17 protein-coding genes are annotated in these 17,464 nt (G+C 40.9%); 7 read left to right on the plus strand and 10 right to left on the minus strand.

From position 1 onward, the window contains the following. Positions 1 to 233 precede the first annotated feature (233 nt). The 3 genes from rtcA to NSTC745_RS19345 all read right to left on the minus strand — a co-directional run bounded on the left by rtcA (position 234) and on the right by NSTC745_RS19345 (position 2,973). Positions 234 to 1,286 (minus strand): RNA 3'-terminal phosphate cyclase, encoded by a 1,053-nt coding sequence (rtcA, locus tag NSTC745_RS19335; protein WP_445632370.1) that lies wholly within the window; start codon positions 1,284 to 1,286, stop codon positions 234 to 236. Positions 1,287 to 1,458: 172 nt separating this feature from the next. Further along, positions 1,459 to 2,790: an FAD-binding oxidoreductase gene (locus NSTC745_RS19340; RefSeq protein ID WP_445632371.1), complete on the minus strand. Its 1,332-nt coding sequence runs from the start codon at positions 2,788 to 2,790 to the stop codon at positions 1,459 to 1,461. A gap of 51 nt (positions 2,791 to 2,841) precedes the next feature. Next, on the minus strand, positions 2,842 to 2,973 hold the full coding sequence (locus NSTC745_RS19345) for a hypothetical protein (RefSeq protein ID WP_445632372.1): 132 nt from the start codon (positions 2,971 to 2,973) through the stop codon (positions 2,842 to 2,844). A gap of 197 nt (positions 2,974 to 3,170) precedes the next feature. Between NSTC745_RS19345 and NSTC745_RS19350 the strand changes: the two genes are divergently transcribed. Both NSTC745_RS19350 and NSTC745_RS19355 read left to right on the plus strand, forming a co-directional pair. Then, complete coding sequence (locus NSTC745_RS19350) at positions 3,171 to 3,401, plus strand: addiction module protein (protein WP_445632373.1); 231 nt, start codon at positions 3,171 to 3,173, stop codon at positions 3,399 to 3,401. Next, positions 3,398 to 3,706 (plus strand): type II toxin-antitoxin system RelE/ParE family toxin, encoded by a 309-nt coding sequence (locus NSTC745_RS19355; protein WP_445632374.1) that lies wholly within the window; start codon positions 3,398 to 3,400, stop codon positions 3,704 to 3,706. The genes NSTC745_RS19350 and NSTC745_RS19355 overlap by 4 nt, the downstream gene beginning before the upstream one ends. A gap of 68 nt (positions 3,707 to 3,774) precedes the next feature. Here NSTC745_RS19355 and NSTC745_RS19360 read toward each other — a convergent pair whose 3' ends face one another. From NSTC745_RS19360 to NSTC745_RS19370, 3 genes are all read right to left on the minus strand, one after another. Then, a complete protein-coding gene (locus tag NSTC745_RS19360; protein ID WP_445632375.1) occupies positions 3,775 to 4,602 on the minus strand; it encodes an ABC transporter permease in 828 nt (275 codons plus the stop codon). Positions 4,603 to 4,695: 93 nt separating this feature from the next. Continuing rightward, positions 4,696 to 5,448: an ABC transporter ATP-binding protein gene (locus NSTC745_RS19365; RefSeq protein WP_445632376.1), complete on the minus strand. Its 753-nt coding sequence runs from the start codon at positions 5,446 to 5,448 to the stop codon at positions 4,696 to 4,698. A 30-nt stretch (positions 5,449 to 5,478) separates the two neighbouring features. Beyond that, entirely contained in the window at positions 5,479 to 6,564 is a 1,086-nt protein-coding gene (locus NSTC745_RS19370; protein ID WP_445632377.1) for an ABC transporter substrate-binding protein, read from the minus strand. A gap of 191 nt (positions 6,565 to 6,755) precedes the next feature. Here NSTC745_RS19370 and NSTC745_RS19375 point away from each other — a divergent pair, with 191 nt between their 5' ends. Beyond that, positions 6,756 to 8,768 carry a protein kinase domain-containing protein gene (locus NSTC745_RS19375; RefSeq protein ID WP_445632378.1) on the plus strand — a complete coding sequence of 671 codons (2,013 nt, stop codon included), beginning with the start codon at positions 6,756 to 6,758 and terminating at the stop codon, positions 8,766 to 8,768. 356 nt (positions 8,769 to 9,124) lie between these two features. On the opposite strand, the gene NSTC745_RS19380 is transcribed toward NSTC745_RS19375, so the two are convergent. Both NSTC745_RS19380 and NSTC745_RS19385 read right to left on the minus strand, forming a co-directional pair. Then, complete coding sequence (locus NSTC745_RS19380; protein WP_445632379.1) at positions 9,125 to 10,192, minus strand: ABC transporter substrate-binding protein; 1,068 nt, start codon at positions 10,190 to 10,192, stop codon at positions 9,125 to 9,127. Positions 10,193 to 10,213: 21 nt separating this feature from the next. Further along, complete coding sequence (locus NSTC745_RS19385; protein ID WP_096538866.1) at positions 10,214 to 10,696, minus strand: tetratricopeptide repeat protein; 483 nt, start codon at positions 10,694 to 10,696, stop codon at positions 10,214 to 10,216. Positions 10,697 to 10,979: 283 nt separating this feature from the next. On the opposite strand from NSTC745_RS19385, the gene NSTC745_RS19390 reads away from it, so the two are divergent. The 4 genes from NSTC745_RS19390 to NSTC745_RS19405 all read left to right on the plus strand — a co-directional run bounded on the left by NSTC745_RS19390 (position 10,980) and on the right by NSTC745_RS19405 (position 14,877). Next, the gene (locus tag NSTC745_RS19390; RefSeq protein ID WP_445632380.1) at positions 10,980 to 12,239 is read left to right on the plus strand and encodes a GTP cyclohydrolase II; all 1,260 of its coding nucleotides are present in this window, start codon (positions 10,980 to 10,982) and stop codon (positions 12,237 to 12,239) included. Positions 12,240 to 12,369: 130 nt separating this feature from the next. After that, positions 12,370 to 13,578, plus strand: a complete 1,209-nt coding sequence (locus NSTC745_RS19395) for a URC4/urg3 family protein (RefSeq protein WP_445632381.1) — start codon at positions 12,370 to 12,372, stop codon at positions 13,576 to 13,578. 73 nt (positions 13,579 to 13,651) lie between these two features. After that, positions 13,652 to 14,287, plus strand: coding sequence for a uracil phosphoribosyltransferase (upp, locus tag NSTC745_RS19400; protein ID WP_445632382.1), 636 nt, complete (start codon positions 13,652 to 13,654; stop codon positions 14,285 to 14,287). A gap of 239 nt (positions 14,288 to 14,526) precedes the next feature. Then, positions 14,527 to 14,877 (plus strand): DUF2294 domain-containing protein, encoded by a 351-nt coding sequence (locus NSTC745_RS19405; RefSeq protein WP_445632383.1) that lies wholly within the window; start codon positions 14,527 to 14,529, stop codon positions 14,875 to 14,877. A 258-nt stretch (positions 14,878 to 15,135) separates the two neighbouring features. Here the strand turns inward: NSTC745_RS19405 and NSTC745_RS19410 are convergent, their stop codons facing one another. After that, positions 15,136 to 15,741, minus strand: coding sequence for a DUF4360 domain-containing protein (locus NSTC745_RS19410; RefSeq protein WP_445632384.1), 606 nt, complete (start codon positions 15,739 to 15,741; stop codon positions 15,136 to 15,138). Between the two features lie 727 nt (positions 15,742 to 16,468). Further along, positions 16,469 to 17,404, minus strand: a complete 936-nt coding sequence (locus NSTC745_RS19415) for an ABC transporter permease (RefSeq protein ID WP_445632385.1) — start codon at positions 17,402 to 17,404, stop codon at positions 16,469 to 16,471. Positions 17,405 to 17,464: the final 60 nt, after the last annotated feature.

A 17,464-nucleotide genomic window follows, 5' to 3' on the forward strand; every position in this document is an offset into this window, starting at 1 on the left:
AATGTTGTGCCCTTACGGATAATTGATGTGTCGCAAACATTATTTGAATTGGTATAAGGTGATTTCTAGGGAAGAAAATACCAACGCTGACGAGTTTCGACTGCGCTCAACTCTCGACTATGAAGTTGGTTAAGCGACTTGCCCTGAGCGGAGTCGTACCCCTACGGGGAAGCAAGCTACGCGTAGCGTCTCGCTCCAGAAGAGAGTCGAAACCAACGGCTGGGGTAAATTCATCAATGGAATTGACCTAAATGCATCACCGACACTCTTTTTTGAGCTTCATCTACCTTAATTTGCGCCAATCCAAACTGTTGAATTACTCCAGCATTGGTAGTCAAATGACTACTCACCTGGGCTACTCGATAATGACTTTCTTGTGAGGCTAAAGCCGCTGGCAATAATAACTGATCTGCTAAGTGTTCATCTACTGCTGCGCCTGTGTGATGAAACTCAAGTAGTTGCTGACAAGCAATTTCCGCAACTGTTTCGGCTGATAACCGCAAACGTCCAAAGCCACCAAAACCAGCTAAGCTGTTTTGATACTCAGCAGTGAGAAAAATACCCGCCCCTGGTGCAACGCCTTTTTCTCGTGATGCTTGCACAGCAACTTTTAAATGCGCTTCTCTTAACAAGTTTTCGGCACGATTGGCCATCCGTTGGGGAATGTGGGAAGGTAATTCTGTTACCACTGCAACTCCGCGCACTTGCTGTAAAGTCCCCCGTTCCAACAAATCGATCCCGCCAAGTTGACAACCACCAGTAACTTGCAATTCTAGTTCTCCGCCACCTTGGGGATACCAACCCCAAGCACCTAATTTGACTTTTGCTTGTACTCCCATACGTTGCAATATCCGCAGATAAACTTGCTCGATGTATGTGACTGTGGGGCTAAAGTTCACATGAGTTCCACCTTTGAGCGTTACCTGGGAATTGCCTGGTGCTAGTGCTAAAGGCAGGAGAATTGTCTGAAGAATGAGAGCGATCGCACCCGCAGAACCACCAGGTTGTGCTTTACTAACATCAAAGGCATAAGTTCCAGCTTGCACAGCACTACCTGGGATAAATTCCAGTTGCATCGAACCCAAAGCATCACCCCATAATTGGGCATTACAAATTCTAGCTGCGGCACGAACAGCTGTTAAATGCTGCGGTGCTAGTCCTGGCTTTTTGCGTCCGGCGCGAATACCTATAATCCGTATCGGTTCGCCAGTGATAGCGGCTAGACTTAAGGAAGTGCGAAGAACTTGTCCGCCTCCTTCTCCGTAAGAACCATCAATTTCAATCATGGGTGATTTTGGGATGTTCAGAAGTCAGAATTCAGAACTTGTACTGAGCGTAGTCGCAGTATTCAGAATTCAGAATACTTCAAATTTTTACAACGGATTTCAAGAAACGTAAAGTAGACAAACTAAGATTGTTAGCCAAATATAAAGCCTGTTTTACTTCTGAATCCTGCTGTCATTGCAGAACTTTGCTTTTACCAGGGTTCATTAAACCATAGGGGTCTACTATTTCTTTAAATTTTAACTGCTCAGGATCGATAACTTTTCTTCCACCTTCTTCAATAATATAGGTGTGAGGATTGGCAATAGCCACACCGCGTTCTTCGTGATAGTGCATAATTTCGTTGAGGCGTTCTTCTGTGGTGTAGCGTACAAGTTGCAAACCACCAGGAACTACAGCACCATTGACGCGACAAAATTCTAAATGCATCATCACTTCATCGCCAAAATGATTATACATATGCTCTATAAGTTGCAGACTTTTAGCCGCAGGAAACATGCTTTGTAGGTAGGTAATTCCAGTGTCTACAGTCCGGGCGTGTAACGTGGTGTGGTTCCAGGTAAATTCTGCTAATGGCGTACCTTTAGCTGCTTCCTGGGCTGATTTTTCATAAGTAATCTGGCCGCCATATCGCTGCACCAAACCAGGCAATAATTCTAAACTCGGTTCGGCAACCATCAAAAATACCGCATGGATACCTTCAGGAATGTATTGTTGTAAGGTGTGAAAATATTGGGGAATTGGCGATGCGAAGACAGAAATCAATTTTTTAATCATGCCATCGGCATTGCCAAGGGTATGACCAAACTTTGCTGCTGCGATAAAGTCGTCAAATGTAACGATGACTTCTGCCCAAGGATAAGCAGGCCCTAAGGGAATTTCGACTTCGGTAATGATGCCGTTAATGCCCCAAGCATGGTTAACCTTTTGTACATCGTCTTCCCGCAACTCGATCGCTTGGGGTTCATCTTCTAAAGTTACCACTCGCAGTGCCAAGATATTACCGCGATCGCGTAACGATCCATATTGTATGGAACCAATACCCCCACTCCCCCCAGCAATAAATCCGCCAATTGTGGCTGTGCGGTAAGTCGAGGGCGCCATGCGGATTTCCCAGCCGATTTCTCGTGCTTTTTTATCTATAGCCGCCAACTTTATCCCGGCTTCTACCCGCGCCACCCCTGGCTTTATCCAAAGAATCTTTTGCATCCGCGTCATGTCTAAAATTACGCCACCATGCAATGGTACGCATTGCCCATAATTACCAGTACCAGCACCCCGCACGGTTACGGGTACGCGGTATTTCGCACAAGTAGCCGCAACTTTTAAAACCTCTGCTTCATTAGTGGGACGCACCACAATATCGCCCACTTTTCCCTCTAATTTCGGCACAAGCACCGGGCTAAAGGTGTGATAATCCTGGGATAATTTTGCCACTTGGGCGGGTTCAGTAATAATTTCTATGCCTTCTAGAGAATTAATCAAGGCATCCAAGTTGGTTGTCATAATTTATGAATCAGGGCTTCTAAGTTGATTATTGTCATAGCTTATTATTAATTACCCTAAGCCATAATCTGTATATTTATACTTGTAAGGAGCTTGCAAACCGATAACAATATATTTGGTGTTACTCCCACGATCGCTAATTCTTCTGCTGGATTGCGATCGCTTAAATTCTGTTGCAGCCATTTGGCATCTTTAATATCAGAATACATTACGCATCGATAAAAACAATTAATTTTAGTAAACTCAAGATTTGTTAACACCTGTTAAGATTAAAATGTATTAAAGTCTATAAAATTGATAAAATAATACAATATTGAATTTTAAGTCATTGTTTTCAGATTATTAATCTAGTTGTGAATGTGTTGGTAAGACTTCAAAGTATGAGTGAAACTGCCGAAAAACTTAAACTCGAACTTTCTCAGCTTTCTGCAAAAGAACGTGCTGAAATCGCCTACTTTTTAATTCATTCTCTAGATGAAGATATAGATGATAATCTAGAAACTGCTTGGGATAATGAATTAACCGAACGATTAGAGGATATTAATCATAAAACAGCCATTGGAGAAGCATCATCTCAAGTTTTTTCTGAGTTACGAGAAAAGTATTTGTGAAGTTTATTGTTATCCACACCGAAGCGCGAAAGGAGCTTGATGCTGCAATAGCTTACTATGAAGCTCAAAAAGTAGGCTTGGGATTAGATTTACTGTCTGAAGTGGAAAAAGCTGTAATGAGAATTCAGCAAAATCCTAATTTAGGAACTCCATACAAAATTCAAGGAATACGTCGTTATACTATTCAAAGTTTTCCCTATTTGATTTTTTATACTGAGCTTGAAGAGGTGATTTGGGTTATTGCCATCGCGCATGGTAAGCGCAAACCGAATTACTGGAAACAAAGAAATATCGAAATTGAATAAAAAATTTGGACGCTACAGGAATTAACTCTTGAAATTCTTCTACCTCTAAAGCATAATCAAATTCCAATCTAGTTTTCTTCTTTAAGAGCACTTTCATGCCACTTACTTAATATAAAATCAGATAAAGTACTCAGACCAACAAAAATCAATACACCCAACCCAGTTGTCAGAAATAGTGCTGCAAACATCCGAGGAATTTGTAAGTTATAGCTAGATATCAAAATCCGGTAAGCAATACCTGATTTCGCCCCACCAGTCCCGGCGACAAATTCCGCAACTACGGCACCAATTAATGCTAAACCACCGCTGATTTTTAACCCACCTAAAAAGTAAGGCATGGCACTAGGTAAACGGAGATATAGTAGTGTTTGCCAGCGAGAAGCTTTGTAAAGTTGGAATAAGTTGAGTAAGTTACGGTCAACGCTGTTGAGTCCTAATGTAGTGTTAGAAACGATAGGGAAAAAGGCAACTATCCAGGCACAAACTACTAAGGCAGCAAAGGTGTTATTTTTTAGCCAAAGAATTATTAAAGGTGCGATCGCTACTATAGGAGTTGTTTGTAAAATTACCGCATAGGGAAATAAACTGCGTTCAATCCATTTACTTTGAGCAAACAAAATCGCCATCAGCAAACCGGAAGTTGCCGCAGCGACAAAAGCCAAGATTGTGATTTGCAGTGTAATTAATAATGATGGAAAAAGCTCATTCCAGTCAGTAATTAAGGTTTGAAATACTAATATTGGCCCTGGGAGGATATAAGGAGGTAAATGCATTACCCGCACCAAGATATCCCAGAGTAATAATACTACAATACCAACTGCGATCGGTGCAAAAACATCAGCAGAAATTAATTTATTCAGTGTCTTTTGTGACTTAATATAACGAATAAACAGCATTTTCAAAAGTTTTAAGTTCAAATTAACGAACCGCAAAAAACACGCAGATAGAGAGTAATTTTCGTATTTCTTTCTCTGCGCCTCTGTGGTTATTTATCTCATTCCTTGGGCTAAATGCAGAGAAATTTCACGGCAATATTGGTTATACAGCAATGATGTACGAAAGTCATCATCACGGGGATAGGAAGCATCAATTTTGATATCTGCTATGATACGTCCGGGACTTGTCCCCATCACTAGGACTCGATTTGATAAATAGACTGCTTCGTAAATATTGTGGGTGACAAAAACCACTGTCCAGTGCTGTTGACACCATAAATCGAGTAAATCGCTATTGAGTTTACTACGAGTAATTTCATCTAATGCCCCAAATGGTTCATCCATTAACAAGACATTTGGCTGAGTTACTAATGCCCTAGCAATTGATACCCGCATTTTCATCCCACCAGATAATTCGCGGGGATAGTTCTCCTCAAAACCTTCTAATCCTACCAGCGTTAATGCCTGCTGCACCAATTTTTGGCTCTCTTTTTTAGACATTCCCGCCAACTTTAGTGGTAGGCGTATATTCTCCCAAACGTTTGCCCAAGGCATGAGTGCAGCATCTTGAAAAACAAAAGCCAATTTTTTTGCTTGCTGAGTTATGCCCCAGTTAATATTACCAGAACTCATAGGCCCCAGTCCGGCAATCAATCGCAGTACTGTACTTTTACCACAGCCAGAGGGACCGACTAAACTAACGAATTGTGCCTCTGGAATTACTAAATTCAAGTCTTGCAGGGCAACAGTACCATTGGCGTAGACTTTGGTAATGTGACTGAGTGTGATAATGGGACGGTTACTCATGCAAAAAGTTTGAAGGATAACAGCGATCGCTCACTTCTTGTAATAGCCTACCCCTTTATTCACAAATTGCAAGGTAAAGGCATCTTCGTAATTGATATCCGCATTGAAAACTCCTGCTTTTACCAAATTATCAAAGAATGATCGCCAGCGTTCTTGTGTCATCGCACCTATACCCATCTGTTTTGCCTCACCTCCAGTAATTACAGAATATTCTTTGAGTTTCTGAAGGCTAAAATTTAACTGCTCATCGGTCATATCTGGATTATCTTTTTTGATGAGATTATTACCTGGAACTGGTTCTTCAAGGTAGCTATACCAGCCTTTTATTGAGGCATCAACAAATCTCTGTACTAAATCAGGGTTGCGTTCTACTAGTTTTTTTGTCGTTTCAATTGTAAACCCATAAGCATTGTAACCATAATCTGCTAACAGAAAAGTTACTGGATCAAATCCTCCTTTCTTTTGAATCTCAAAAGGTTCAGCTGTCAAAAGACCTTGTTGAATAATACTTTTATCTTTAATGAATGGTTGAACATCAAAATTGTACGGACGCTTCTGGTCGTCTGTAAAACCGTACTTAGCTTTCAAAAATGGCCAGTAGGTGGCTTCACCACCAGAACCAACTAAAATTGGCTTGCCTTTGAGTTTTTCTAGGGAGTCGTTACCCGTACCTGGGTGGACAATTAAAACTTGGGGGTCTTTTTGAAACATGGCAGCTACTGTAATCAAGGGAACACCATCTTTTAAGGCTCCAATTGCATCGCCACTATGCCCCATGATTAAATCAACAGATCCCCCCATCAATAATAAGGTGTAATTACCCCTTGGACCACCTGGCTTGATGGTAACATCCAATCCATGATCTCTATAAATACCTGTAGCTAAAGCCTGGTAGAAACCACCATACTCTGCTTCTGCCACCCAGTGGATACTAAAATTAATTTTATCTAGTTTACCCTGAGTTCCTGAGTTAGCAGAGGGAATTACTGTTGTTGTTTTGCTGTTGTTTGTACAAGCTGCTAGTATCCCAGTGCCTATTGCCATTGAGCCATACTTGAGAAATTGACGGCGGTTGATGCCACAGATTCCATTATCAGAGTCATATAGCTGGCTCATCTCATGCCTCTTGTTTTCACTGAATACTGTATTTAAATATACTCAATATTAATGTCAAAATTATAGTATAAGATTATCATAACCGCCGAGATTTTATTTCCATATTTGGCTGAGGTGCATGACAATTTACTTAAAATATAATCACCTAATCTTGTGGGAATAATATGTAAAAAAAATTATATGAAAAAACGATGAGCTTGTGTATTAATTATCACTGCCAAAACCCCGAAAATCATAACTCTACGTTATTTTGCCAAAGTTGTGGATCGGAATTGTTACTAGAAGGGCGCTATCGAGTTGTTAGCCTGTTAGGAGGTGGTGGCTTTGGTAAGACCTACGAGGTAATTGAACGCAGTGGTACAACAAAAGTTTTAAAGGTTCTATTACATAATAATCCCAAGGCTGTATCGCTGTTTCAGCAAGAAGCTCAAGTCTTGATTCAGCTAAATCATCCTGGTATTCCTAAGGGGGAAGGATACTTTACTTTTTTACCTAATAATAGTCAAGAGCCTTTGCACTGTTTGGTAATGGAGAAAATTGAGGGACTAACCCTTGACCAATATTTACAACAGCGCAATCAACGCCCCATCAATCAAGATATAGCACTGGAATGGCTAATTGAATTATTTACTATTCTGCATCAAGTGCATCAAAAAAACTTTTTTCATCGAGATATTAAGCCGTCTAACATCATGATCAAAGCTGATGGACAATTGGTATTAATTGACTTTGGAGCAGTGAGAGAAGTTACACAAACTTATATTTTAAAACAAGCGGCTGGGCAAGTAACAGGAATAAATTCTCCGGGATTCACACCAGCAGAACAACTGAATGGACAAGCGGTTTTAACATCTGATTTCTTTGCTATCGGTCGGACATTTGTGTATTTATTAACAGGTAAATTACCGAACGACCCAGATATTTATGATATCAATACAGATGAAGTACTATGGCGAAATTTCGCTCCGGGAATATCGCCGTTATTAGCAGATTTAATTGATGATTTAATTAAGCGATCGCCAAGTCAACGTCCCCAAAGTACCAATGTGATTTTGCAACGGTTAGCACAAATTGAACGTGCTATGAAAACTCAAGCCAAGTCAAATCCTACCAAAAATTCTGCAAATTTGAAAATAGGATCGCAAACACGCCGTCGCTTTAGTTTTGGCAACACCTCGCCTGTGGTGATGGTAATTATCGGAGCAATTGCTGCTAGTGCGGTAATTTTATTAGTAATTCCGTATTTTACTCGCGGTGACTTGTTTACTATAGTAAAATCAAATCCTGCTGAAGAATGGGCGAAAAATCTAGCTTTGGTAAATACCTTAACTGGTCATTCTGAGGCAATTTCATCTGTAGCAATCGCACCTGATGGAGAAACCATCGCTAGTGCCAGCCATGACAGAACAATTAAGTTATGGAATCTGCAAACTGGTAAACTCATCCGCACAATTTACGGGCATTCACTCCCAGTTTTATCGGTGGTAATCAGTCCGGATAGTCAGAGCTTGGCTAGTGGTAGTTTAGATGAGACAATTAAGCAGTGGAATCTGAATGATGGTCAACAAATTCGCAGTCTGAAAGCAGACGGCTACGTAGCTTGGAATAATGCGATTGCCATTAGTTCTGATAATCAAACTATCGCTACAGGTAGTACAGATAAGACTATCCGGTTGTGGAATTTCATTAGCGGTCAACGGTTGCGTACCCTCTATGGACATACACTGCCAGTATTATCAGTAGCCATCAGTCCTAACGGACAGATTCTTGCTAGTGGTAGTACGGATAAAACTATCCACTTATGGAATCTCAGCACTGGCCAACAACTTTACACTCTCAACGGACATGCAAGTTGGGTAACTTGTTTAGCTATTAGTCCAGATAATCGCTTGTTGGCTAGCGGTAGTCTTGACAAGAAAATTCAAGTCTGGGATTTGAAAACTGGTGAATTAATTCGTACTTTGTCGGGACATTCTTACTCGATTTTAGCAGTTGCCATCAGCCCCGATGCTCAAATTATCGCTAGTGGTGGTTTGGATGGGGAAATCCGACTGTGGAATCTGGAAACTGGAAAACTACTGCATACCATCGCTGCACATACCAAGCAGGTTGTTGCTTTAGCTATAAGTCAAGATCGCAAGACTCTTGTGAGTGGTAGTGCAGATGATACAGTTAAAGTCTGGCGATCGCCTTCAAATAAGTAAGTCGGCGCTAATCTTTCCAGCTATGTTAATAAACTTAAGCTCATCAGAGTGCTTAGAGCTGATTCGTAAAGAAAATCTAAAGAGAAATGAATCTAGCTTGACTCAGGTTATAGGCTAAGTCGAATGCAGTTATATTCTTGCCAATGAGTCGTCTACCAGCAATTGAGAATCCGCACCGCAAACCCTACCCAAGTGATTTAAGCGATCTCGAATGCTTAATTAACCTGAGTTCGGGATAAGCTAAAACCCTGATTTTCTCTTTGGCTAAAAACCATATTATCTCGTAGAATAAACAGCAAAATAGTCTTAACCCGAACTGACGTTTTGTTTACGAATCAGCTATTAAGTTCTTCTTTTTAAACTTTTTGATAAAATCCTACGTCTTTATTTACAAATTGCAAAGTGAATGCATCTTTGTAATTGACGTTGGGTTGATAAATTCCTGCACTAACCATGCTGTCAAAGAAGGATTTCCATCGTTCTTCGGTCATTGCTCCGATACCTTGTGTTTCTGCTGCGCCCGAAATAATAATTCCATATTCTTTTAACTTTTGAATACCGTAGGTAATTTGCTCGTCTGTCATTTCCGGATTATCTTTTTTAATTAGCTCGTTACCTGGTTGCGGATTCTGCAAATAACTGTACCAACCTTTAATTGACGCATCCACAAATCGCTGCACTAAATCTGGGTTTTTTTCTACGAGTTCTTTTTTGGTTTCAATAGTAGTTGCATAAGTTTGGTAACCAAAATCTGCTAATAAAAATACTATTGGCTTAAACCCGCCCTGCTTTTGAATAGCGAAGGGTTCAGATGTGATATAACCTTGCTGTACTGAATTTTTGTCAGTGAGAAAAGGAGCTGGATTAAAGTTATAAGGACGCTTTTGCTCGTCGCTAAAACCATATTTAGCTTTTAGAACAGGCCAATAGGTAACGTTAGCAGAAGCAGAGACATAAATCGGTTTACCTTTGAGGTCGGCAAGAGTTTTAATCGCTGTGTTGGGATGGGCGATGAGACACTGTGGATCTTTCTGAAAAATTGCTGCGACTGTGATTTTGGGAATACCTTGCGCTACGGCGTTCACGGCATCAATGCCGTAACCCATAAAAAAATCTACCGCACCCCCCATCAACAATTGAGTACCACTACCTACCTGGGGGCCGCCCATTTTGATAGTGACATCTAAACCGTAGTCTTTGTAAATACCAGTGGCGATCGCCTGGTAGAATCCCCCGTGTTCTGCTTGTGCTATCCAGTTTGTGCCGAATGTCACTTTGTCCAACCCAGAACTTTTCGTTGGCAGTTGGTTGTTGTTAGTACAAGCTGCAATTAAGCTGCTAGCAATACAGATAGAACCGTATTGAATAAAATCACGGCGAGTGAGGCGATGATTTGTTGCTGATGAGGGTGAAGACGGATTCATAAAAAAGTATGATGCTCTCTCCTATCTACCGTCGTAACTCAATCTATACGTACATTCTAGAATCAATTTTTGATTCACCAGCGAATAGGGTTGAATTTCGAGAGCGCGTTTAAAAGCGCGGATTGCCTCGCCATATCTTCCTAGTGCTGCGTAACACAAGCCCATACCATGAAGGGCACCAAAATGTATTGGATTTATCTGCACAACCATCTGACAATCTGCCAGAGATTTTTGATAATCGCCAATGCTGTAATAAAGAAAAGCTCGCCGATTCCAAGCTTCAGCAAAATCTGGCTGTTCTCTGAGCAGTTCCGTCAGTGCTGTTTCAGCTTCAGTAATTTCGCCCGCATCCAGTAATTTTTGACTGCGATCTATCCTTTCTAGCCCATAGATTCCCTTTTGCTGAAACCAGATTCGCCAGATTTTTCTGGTTGCCTGTTCGCGGACTGTAGCATCGGGATTTTTTAACTCTTCAAGTAAGGAATTGATTGATAAAGAATCCATGAATTTGAGATCGGTGAATATACCTTTATTTTTACTTTCTCACAAAAATTAACGTCTCAAACATTTTTAAAGTCATCTTTAAATTTACGGAGATTAATTGCTATTTATGAAATTTCTGTGTTATTTTTTGTATTCGACATGACTGATGCCAAACTCGATATTGAAACTCATAACTGCTTGTTGGTAGGGATGTCACGCTTTTAAAAATAAAAACTAACTATAGGTAGTTGACAATTCCTTAGTAACTAATAGTTCATAAAAACATTACAAAAAATTCCCGACTATGCCAAAGCAAAACGACGTTTCCAGGCATATTGTTCTTACTTCCCATCCTAGTAGCTTTGGCCCTAAGCCAGTTCCCATTCAATGGGGGGCAGACGATCCCATGCAAAGGGGGCCGATTATTGCCACTCTGACTAAGCAAGCACATCGCAACGTCATTGGCACTCATTCTGGAAGTTATGCGATTTATCGCGCTCTAGCAGTGGCTAGCGGTGCTTTGCAGTCAGATCGGAGAGCCGATTTGACAAATACATCTCCAGTAGAGCATATCGGCCCTTACCCCAGTTGGTTTGATGCCGAGAAGATAGTATCTCTCGATCCATTTGGGGCGATCGCATCTGAGGTATTTTCATCCTATTACCAACAGGGGTATGATATTCGTCCCACCATCGCCATCACGAAAGCTCACATTAATATGCCGGAACTGCAAGATGCGATAGACAAAGGGCGCTTGCAGGTAGATGGCAAAATTATGAAATCGGGTGGCGATTTAGTTGTCATTAAAGCCGCCATTGAACCAGTTTGGTATTTACCAGGAATTGCCAAGCGTTTTGGCATTTCAGAGGCGCAATTGCGCCGCGCTTTATTTGAACAAACCGGCGGGATGTTTCCGGAATTGGTGACGCGTTCGGATTTGGAGGTGTTTTTGCCGCCAATTGGAGGCGTGACAGTATACATTGTCGGCGATATTGCTGCGATCGCCGATCCCAATAAACCCGTAGCCGTGCGAGTTCATGATGAATGCAACGGTTCTGACGTATTTGGCTCAGATATTTGCACCTGTCGTCCCTACTTGGTACATGGAATTGAAGTATGCGTTCAAACTGCACAGTCAGGCGGGGTGGGTGTAATTATCTATTGTCGTAAAGAAGGCCGCGCCTTAGGAGAGGTGACAAAATTCTTAGTATACAACGCTAGGAAGCGTCAAGAAGGAGGCGATCGCGCTGATGCCTACTTTGCCCGCACCGAATGTGTCGCTGGCGTCGAAGATATGCGCTTCCAAGAATTGATGCCAGATGTTTTACATTGGCTGGGTATTACCCGCATTGACCGCATGGTGTCCATGAGTAATATGAAATACAATGCCATCACCCAGGCGGGAATTGAGATTGTAGAAAGAATACCAATCCCAGAAGATTTAATTCCCCAAGATGCACGCGTAGAAATCGAGGCGAAAAAAGCCGCTGGATATTACACCACAGGCGATGTCTTAGATGCTGATGGCTTGGCTGAGGTGAAAGGTCGAGGCTTGGTAGAGTAGGGAGGTGGGGAGTGTGGGGAGTGTGGGGAGTGTGGGAGGAAAGAGAATTTATGCTTCCCCCTCTTCCCCTTCCTCCCACACCTGCTGCTTGACCCATGCCCAATGACCAATGACTAATGACTAATGATTAATGACTCATAAACTAATTACATATCTTCGTTCCCCAGTGGCGATTCGGGAACGATGCGGCCAACTCTTTACAATGGCGAATGAGGGAAAATCGCGTTATTTTAATTGCGATTTAACGCAATTGACAAAAGTTGCAGATTATGTAATTGAAGTCATGCGTTGTGATTACCCAGATTTGCAAATTCCATTTCATAGCCGTTGGCGACATTTTGAGGCTGGGGGTGTAGCGCGTTTAGCTGTCTTAGATACTCAGTTGGCAGGACTAACGCCTCTGGAAAAAGCTGCTGCTAAGTTTGATTTGGCAATTGTTAGTGTGTTGTTGGATGCGGGTGCGGGTAACAACTGGCGTTATCACGAACAAGAAACTGGGTTAAAATTGGGGCGATCGGAAGGTTTGGCTGTAGCCAGTTTTCAAATGTTTTGTGAAGGTGCTTTTTCCAGCCATAATTTGCCCCAAGTAGATGCTCAAAAATTGCAAGGATTTACAGAAGCAGAACTCGCCACAGGTTTTCAGGTAAACGCAGAAAATCGTCTAGTGGGAATTTCTGGGCGTTTAAAATTATTGCAAAAATTAGGACAAGCTGTAGCCTCTTCACCTAATTTGTTTGGTAACGAAAACCCTCGTCCAGGGAATTTGGTAAATTATCTTTTGGGTAAATCTGAAAATGGACAGTTAGCAGCTGCAACAGTTTTTAGTGGAGCTTTAGAAGGATTTAGTGAAATTTGGCCTGGGAGATTAGAAGTTGCTGGGGTAAATTTGGGAGATGTTTGGCGACATCCAGCTGTTAGCGATGATGGTTTAGTACCTTTTCACAAATTGTCTCAATGGCTGACATATTCTTTATTAGAACCACTACAGGAACTCGGTTTAATAATTACAGGTTTAGATGCCCTTACAGGATTACCAGAATACCGAAATGGGGGATTGTGTATTGATTTGGGACTTATTAATGTGAAAGATTTAGAGATTTGGCGATCGCCCCATTCAGTAGCGTCAGAAGTTATAGTTGAATGGCGGGCTTTGACGGTGATTCTCTTAGATTATATTGCCACTACAGTGCGCGAAAAGTTGCATATGACTCCCGAAGAAATGCCATTAGTGAAAATTCTCCAAGGTGGAACATGGACGGCTGGGCGAAAAATTGCCGCTGAACTCAGAACAGGTGGTACATCACCTATCCAAATAGATAGTGATGGTACAGTATTTTAACTATCAAATTTTATCGCAAGTAGCTATAGCAATCGTTGATTGTTAACCGTGGACAGTCAACAAACTACAAAATATGCACAACCAAGTAACATTAATTCAACATCCCTTGATTCAGCACAAACTAACGCTGATGCGGAAAGCTGAAACCAGCACCACGAAATTTCGCACTCTTCTCAAAGAAATTAGCCTGTTATTGGCTTATGAAGTCACGCGAGATTTACCGCTGAAATCCGAACAAATTCAAACACCATTAGCTTCGATGAATGCACCAATGCTGGCTCCCGATAAAAAATTGGTGTTAGTCTCTGTGATGCGTGCGGGACAAGGAATTTTGGATGGGATGTTAGAGTTAATACCATCAGCAAGGGTGGGGCATATTGGTTTATATCGTGACCCCAAGACTCTAATTCCTATTGAGTATTATTTCAAAGTTCCTCATGATGTTGACAAGCGCGATATGCTTGTGGTCGATCCAATGCTGGCTACTGGGAATTCAGCTGTGGCAGCTGTGGAACGCCTGAAATCAACTAATCCGCTATCAATTAAGTTTGTCTGCTTACTTGCTGCACCGAAAGGTATTGAGCGTTTCTGCCAAGCGCATCCTGATGTACCGCTGTATACTGCTGCCATTGATGAGCATTTGGACGAGCATGGTTATATTATCCCAGGATTGGGAGATGCAGGCGATCGCTTGTTTGGTACAAAATAACTAATTACTCATAGAGCTAAAGACGAACGAGTAGTAATTAAATACACATCATTGATTAATAATTGACACTTCTACTATGTGGGATTGTTTTCCTGAAAAGTCATCTTAAATACATTACATTGATACACGAACTTAATCTAAAGCATCGATACAATTCTCAGAATATTACCTGATATAGTATAATTTTCAAAACTCCTAACTTGGAGACTCTAAAAATGAATATTCTACTTTAACTACTAATGATACAACCTACTATTGGACAACTAGAAACAGAAATATCAGACCAGGTTAAAAATTTATATAATGAAAGATTGGGACAGCCTCCTACCCAAATTATTTGCCATTTTTTTGATACCGAAATTGTAATTTCTTTAGAAAACTCTGTTACGCGCGTTGAAGAAACTCTACTTCAAGGAGGCTATGACAACTTAGCCGAACAAGTCCGATTATATTTAGATAAATTAATTAAACCACAATTGAAAAAAATAATAGAGCAAATTGTTGGTAAACCTGTCCTTGACTTGATGACGAATACAAATTTAGCAACAGGTCGTACTGGAATTATTGTTGTTTTAAAATCTATTACCTGAAATGTATCTTCGAGGAAAACTTCAAAAATTTAACTGATTGACTTAGCAGCAGATTGACAGTTAAAGGCTATTTATAAAGTAAAAATAAAAATGTTGTAAGTAAGTCGGCACATAAAACCAAACTGTGTAAATAAAAGTAAACAAGCTCAAATCCTTTTACCTCCTGCTCCCTGACCCCCTGCCTTATCCACTACTTACTTGCGTGTCAATTAGCCTTTCCAAAGCTGAGAGTTTGGTTACTCCCAGCTTGGAAAAAACTTAACGACACTGACGATATTTGATGTGATAAACCAAACCACGATGGGCAAGGTCAAAGGAGTCAACAGTAGCCATCCCTTGACCACTGGCGGTCATCGCAGCATTTACCCGCATATTTACACTGTCGCCACAGCGCGACCAGACATCAGCCACAGTCACTAACTGGTCTCGAACGTTGTAGTCAGTTTCGCCGTTAAACACCCTAGAAAAAACAGGGCCGCGCTGACCAGCAAAAAAGTATTCGGCTCTGAGTCTGCCAATTGTAGAGGGAGCAACATACCCCCGATAATCGGCGTCATATAGGGAAATTTGAAAGCCTTGCGGTACTTGAATCGGAATGCTCAAATTACAGCTTTTGCGTCTTTCTGCTGACTTATTCCCCACAGCGATAAATCGATCGAATAAAATACTTAGCTCTTGACCATCGGGACTGACGCTGACGCTAGCAGAACCATCGGGGCAACCATTACCACCATATTGTGCGCCTAAAATTTCAACTTTGTCGTTAGCAAGAGCCGGGCCTATGGAAGCCGTAATCAGTGTTGCCGCAGCTAGAAAAGCTTTAACAAAGTTAACACTTCTTTTCTGAAAAATTTGACTATTCATTACTCACCTAACTTGAGTATTTTGTACAGTGTTAGCTCCAAATTTGTGATAAATAATTCCGGAAAAATTTTCAGAAAAATTTTGTAAAAATCCTGTATCTTTTGAAATAATTCTTTATATCAAACTTGTAATTTTTTCGACAAAGTTTGTATCGTTAGAGCTTATTTTGTAAGCTCTATCTTGTCAAATAATTAACTTATTGACGATGAAATTAAGTATAAGTTTGCGAACTATAATTTTTAGAAAATTTAAACTCTCAAGCTCTTGATTAGAAAGCGCTAAGTAGCTCAGGGCAAGGGACATACACACATCAAACTTACTGAAAGCTAGTTTGATGCGGTCTACTTAAGCTACATTTATATACTGAGATAAAATATAGTTGGCTCATAAAAACGTCTCAACAAAGTGCAGTGTCATCAACCAGAATTAGCACGGAAATTATATAGTTTTTGGAGATAAGTACACATAATTATTACTCGCTAAATAAAACATCTAGCGACCTACAATTAGCGATGGTTTTTCTACTAATGAATTCTGATTTTTTTGACCTCTAAATTTTTAGTTAAGCCTTCAATATTCAATCTGTGCTTGCTTAACGACTAAAAAGTTTTATCTAGTGTTCCCGCAAAAGTGGAATAAACGATCGCTGTTAATTTAAAATTACATATTGATAAAAAATGTGTTCTAAAAAGCACATACTTTATAAGTATTTAGTATTCCTAAACCCCTACCGATCGCGATTTTCAGGCAAATAGGGAATACCTAATGCTTTTGGGGTTACAGATTTACCAGTCTTACTTACCAATGCCAAAATTGCGATCGCATAAGGTAACATCACCAGAAATTGATAAGGTATATTTGCCCCTAACGCCTGAATTCGCAACTGCAAGGCTTCTGTAGCGCCAAATAACAAACAAGCCAAAGCAGTGCTTACAGGATGCCACCTACCAAAAATTAAAGCGGCGATCGCAATAAATCCTTTGCCAGCACTCATGTTTTCCGTAAAAAATCTTACTTGCACTAAAGCGAGATTCGCACCTCCCAAACTTGCAAGACAGCCGGCGATCGCCACCGCCCAATACCTCACTGATTCTACGTTTATTCCAGCTGTTTTCGCTGCCTGAGGATGTTCTCCCACCGCTCGTAAAGTCAAACCAAAGCTTGTACGAAATAAAATATATGTACTTATAATTACTAATAAAACTAGTAAATATACAAAAATATTTTGTTGAAATAGCAACGGCCCCAACAGCGGAATATTACCAAGACCAGGAATAACTATCGCTTCAATTCCCGGTAATCTTTGAGTACTAGCACCGCTAAACACCAACCGCGCCAGAAACGATGTCATCCCTGAAGCTACGAGATTAATTGCTAAACCTGATACCAGCTGGTCAACACGCAAAGTTACACACAAAAAAGCATGAAGTAGACCAACCAAACCCCCAGCAATCAAAGCTGCAAAGACACCAACCCAAACATTACCTGTGTAAAAAGTAGCAACGGCACTACTAAAAGCTCCAGTCAGTAACATCCCTTCTAGGGCAATATTTAGCACTCCCGAACGTTCCGAATACAACCCGCCAAGTGCGGCAAATGCTAGAGGTACAGTTAGACGCAGACTCGCAACTAAGTAATCGGAAAAGAAAGTTAGGTTATGCATAAAATAATAATTGGGCATTGGGCATTGGGCATAGGAAAGAGGCAGGGGGGCAGAGAAGAA

This window comes from Nostoc sp. DSM 114161 (genome assembly GCF_052692665.1).

Coding starts and splice junctions, on each gene's coding strand:
- NSTC745_RS19375 (WP_445632378.1), top strand. CDS start 6,756: ATGAGCTTGTGTATTAATTATCACTGCCAAAACCCCGAAAATCATAAC.
- NSTC745_RS19370 (WP_445632377.1), bottom strand. CDS start 6,564: ATGAGCCAGCTATATGACTCTGATAATGGAATCTGTGGCATCAACCGC.
- NSTC745_RS19415 (WP_445632385.1), bottom strand. CDS start 17,404: ATGCATAACCTAACTTTCTTTTCCGATTACTTAGTTGCGAGTCTGCGT.
- NSTC745_RS19410 (WP_445632384.1), bottom strand. CDS start 15,741: ATGAATAGTCAAATTTTTCAGAAAAGAAGTGTTAACTTTGTTAAAGCT.
- NSTC745_RS19350 (WP_445632373.1), top strand. CDS start 3,171: ATGAGTGAAACTGCCGAAAAACTTAAACTCGAACTTTCTCAGCTTTCT.
- NSTC745_RS19360 (WP_445632375.1), bottom strand. CDS start 4,602: ATGCTGTTTATTCGTTATATTAAGTCACAAAAGACACTGAATAAATTA.
- upp (WP_445632382.1), top strand. CDS start 13,652: ATGCACAACCAAGTAACATTAATTCAACATCCCTTGATTCAGCACAAA.
- NSTC745_RS19340 (WP_445632371.1), bottom strand. CDS start 2,790: ATGACAACCAACTTGGATGCCTTGATTAATTCTCTAGAAGGCATAGAA.
- NSTC745_RS19345 (WP_445632372.1), bottom strand. CDS start 2,973: ATGGCTGCAACAGAATTTAAGCGATCGCAATCCAGCAGAAGAATTAGC.
- NSTC745_RS19390 (WP_445632380.1), top strand. CDS start 10,980: ATGCCAAAGCAAAACGACGTTTCCAGGCATATTGTTCTTACTTCCCAT.
- NSTC745_RS19380 (WP_445632379.1), bottom strand. CDS start 10,192: ATGAATCCGTCTTCACCCTCATCAGCAACAAATCATCGCCTCACTCGC.
- NSTC745_RS19405 (WP_445632383.1), top strand. CDS start 14,527: ATGATACAACCTACTATTGGACAACTAGAAACAGAAATATCAGACCAG.
- NSTC745_RS19385 (WP_096538866.1), bottom strand. CDS start 10,696: ATGGATTCTTTATCAATCAATTCCTTACTTGAAGAGTTAAAAAATCCC.
- rtcA (WP_445632370.1), bottom strand. CDS start 1,286: ATGATTGAAATTGATGGTTCTTACGGAGAAGGAGGCGGACAAGTTCTT.
- NSTC745_RS19395 (WP_445632381.1), top strand. CDS start 12,370: ATGACTCATAAACTAATTACATATCTTCGTTCCCCAGTGGCGATTCGG.
- NSTC745_RS19365 (WP_445632376.1), bottom strand. CDS start 5,448: ATGAGTAACCGTCCCATTATCACACTCAGTCACATTACCAAAGTCTAC.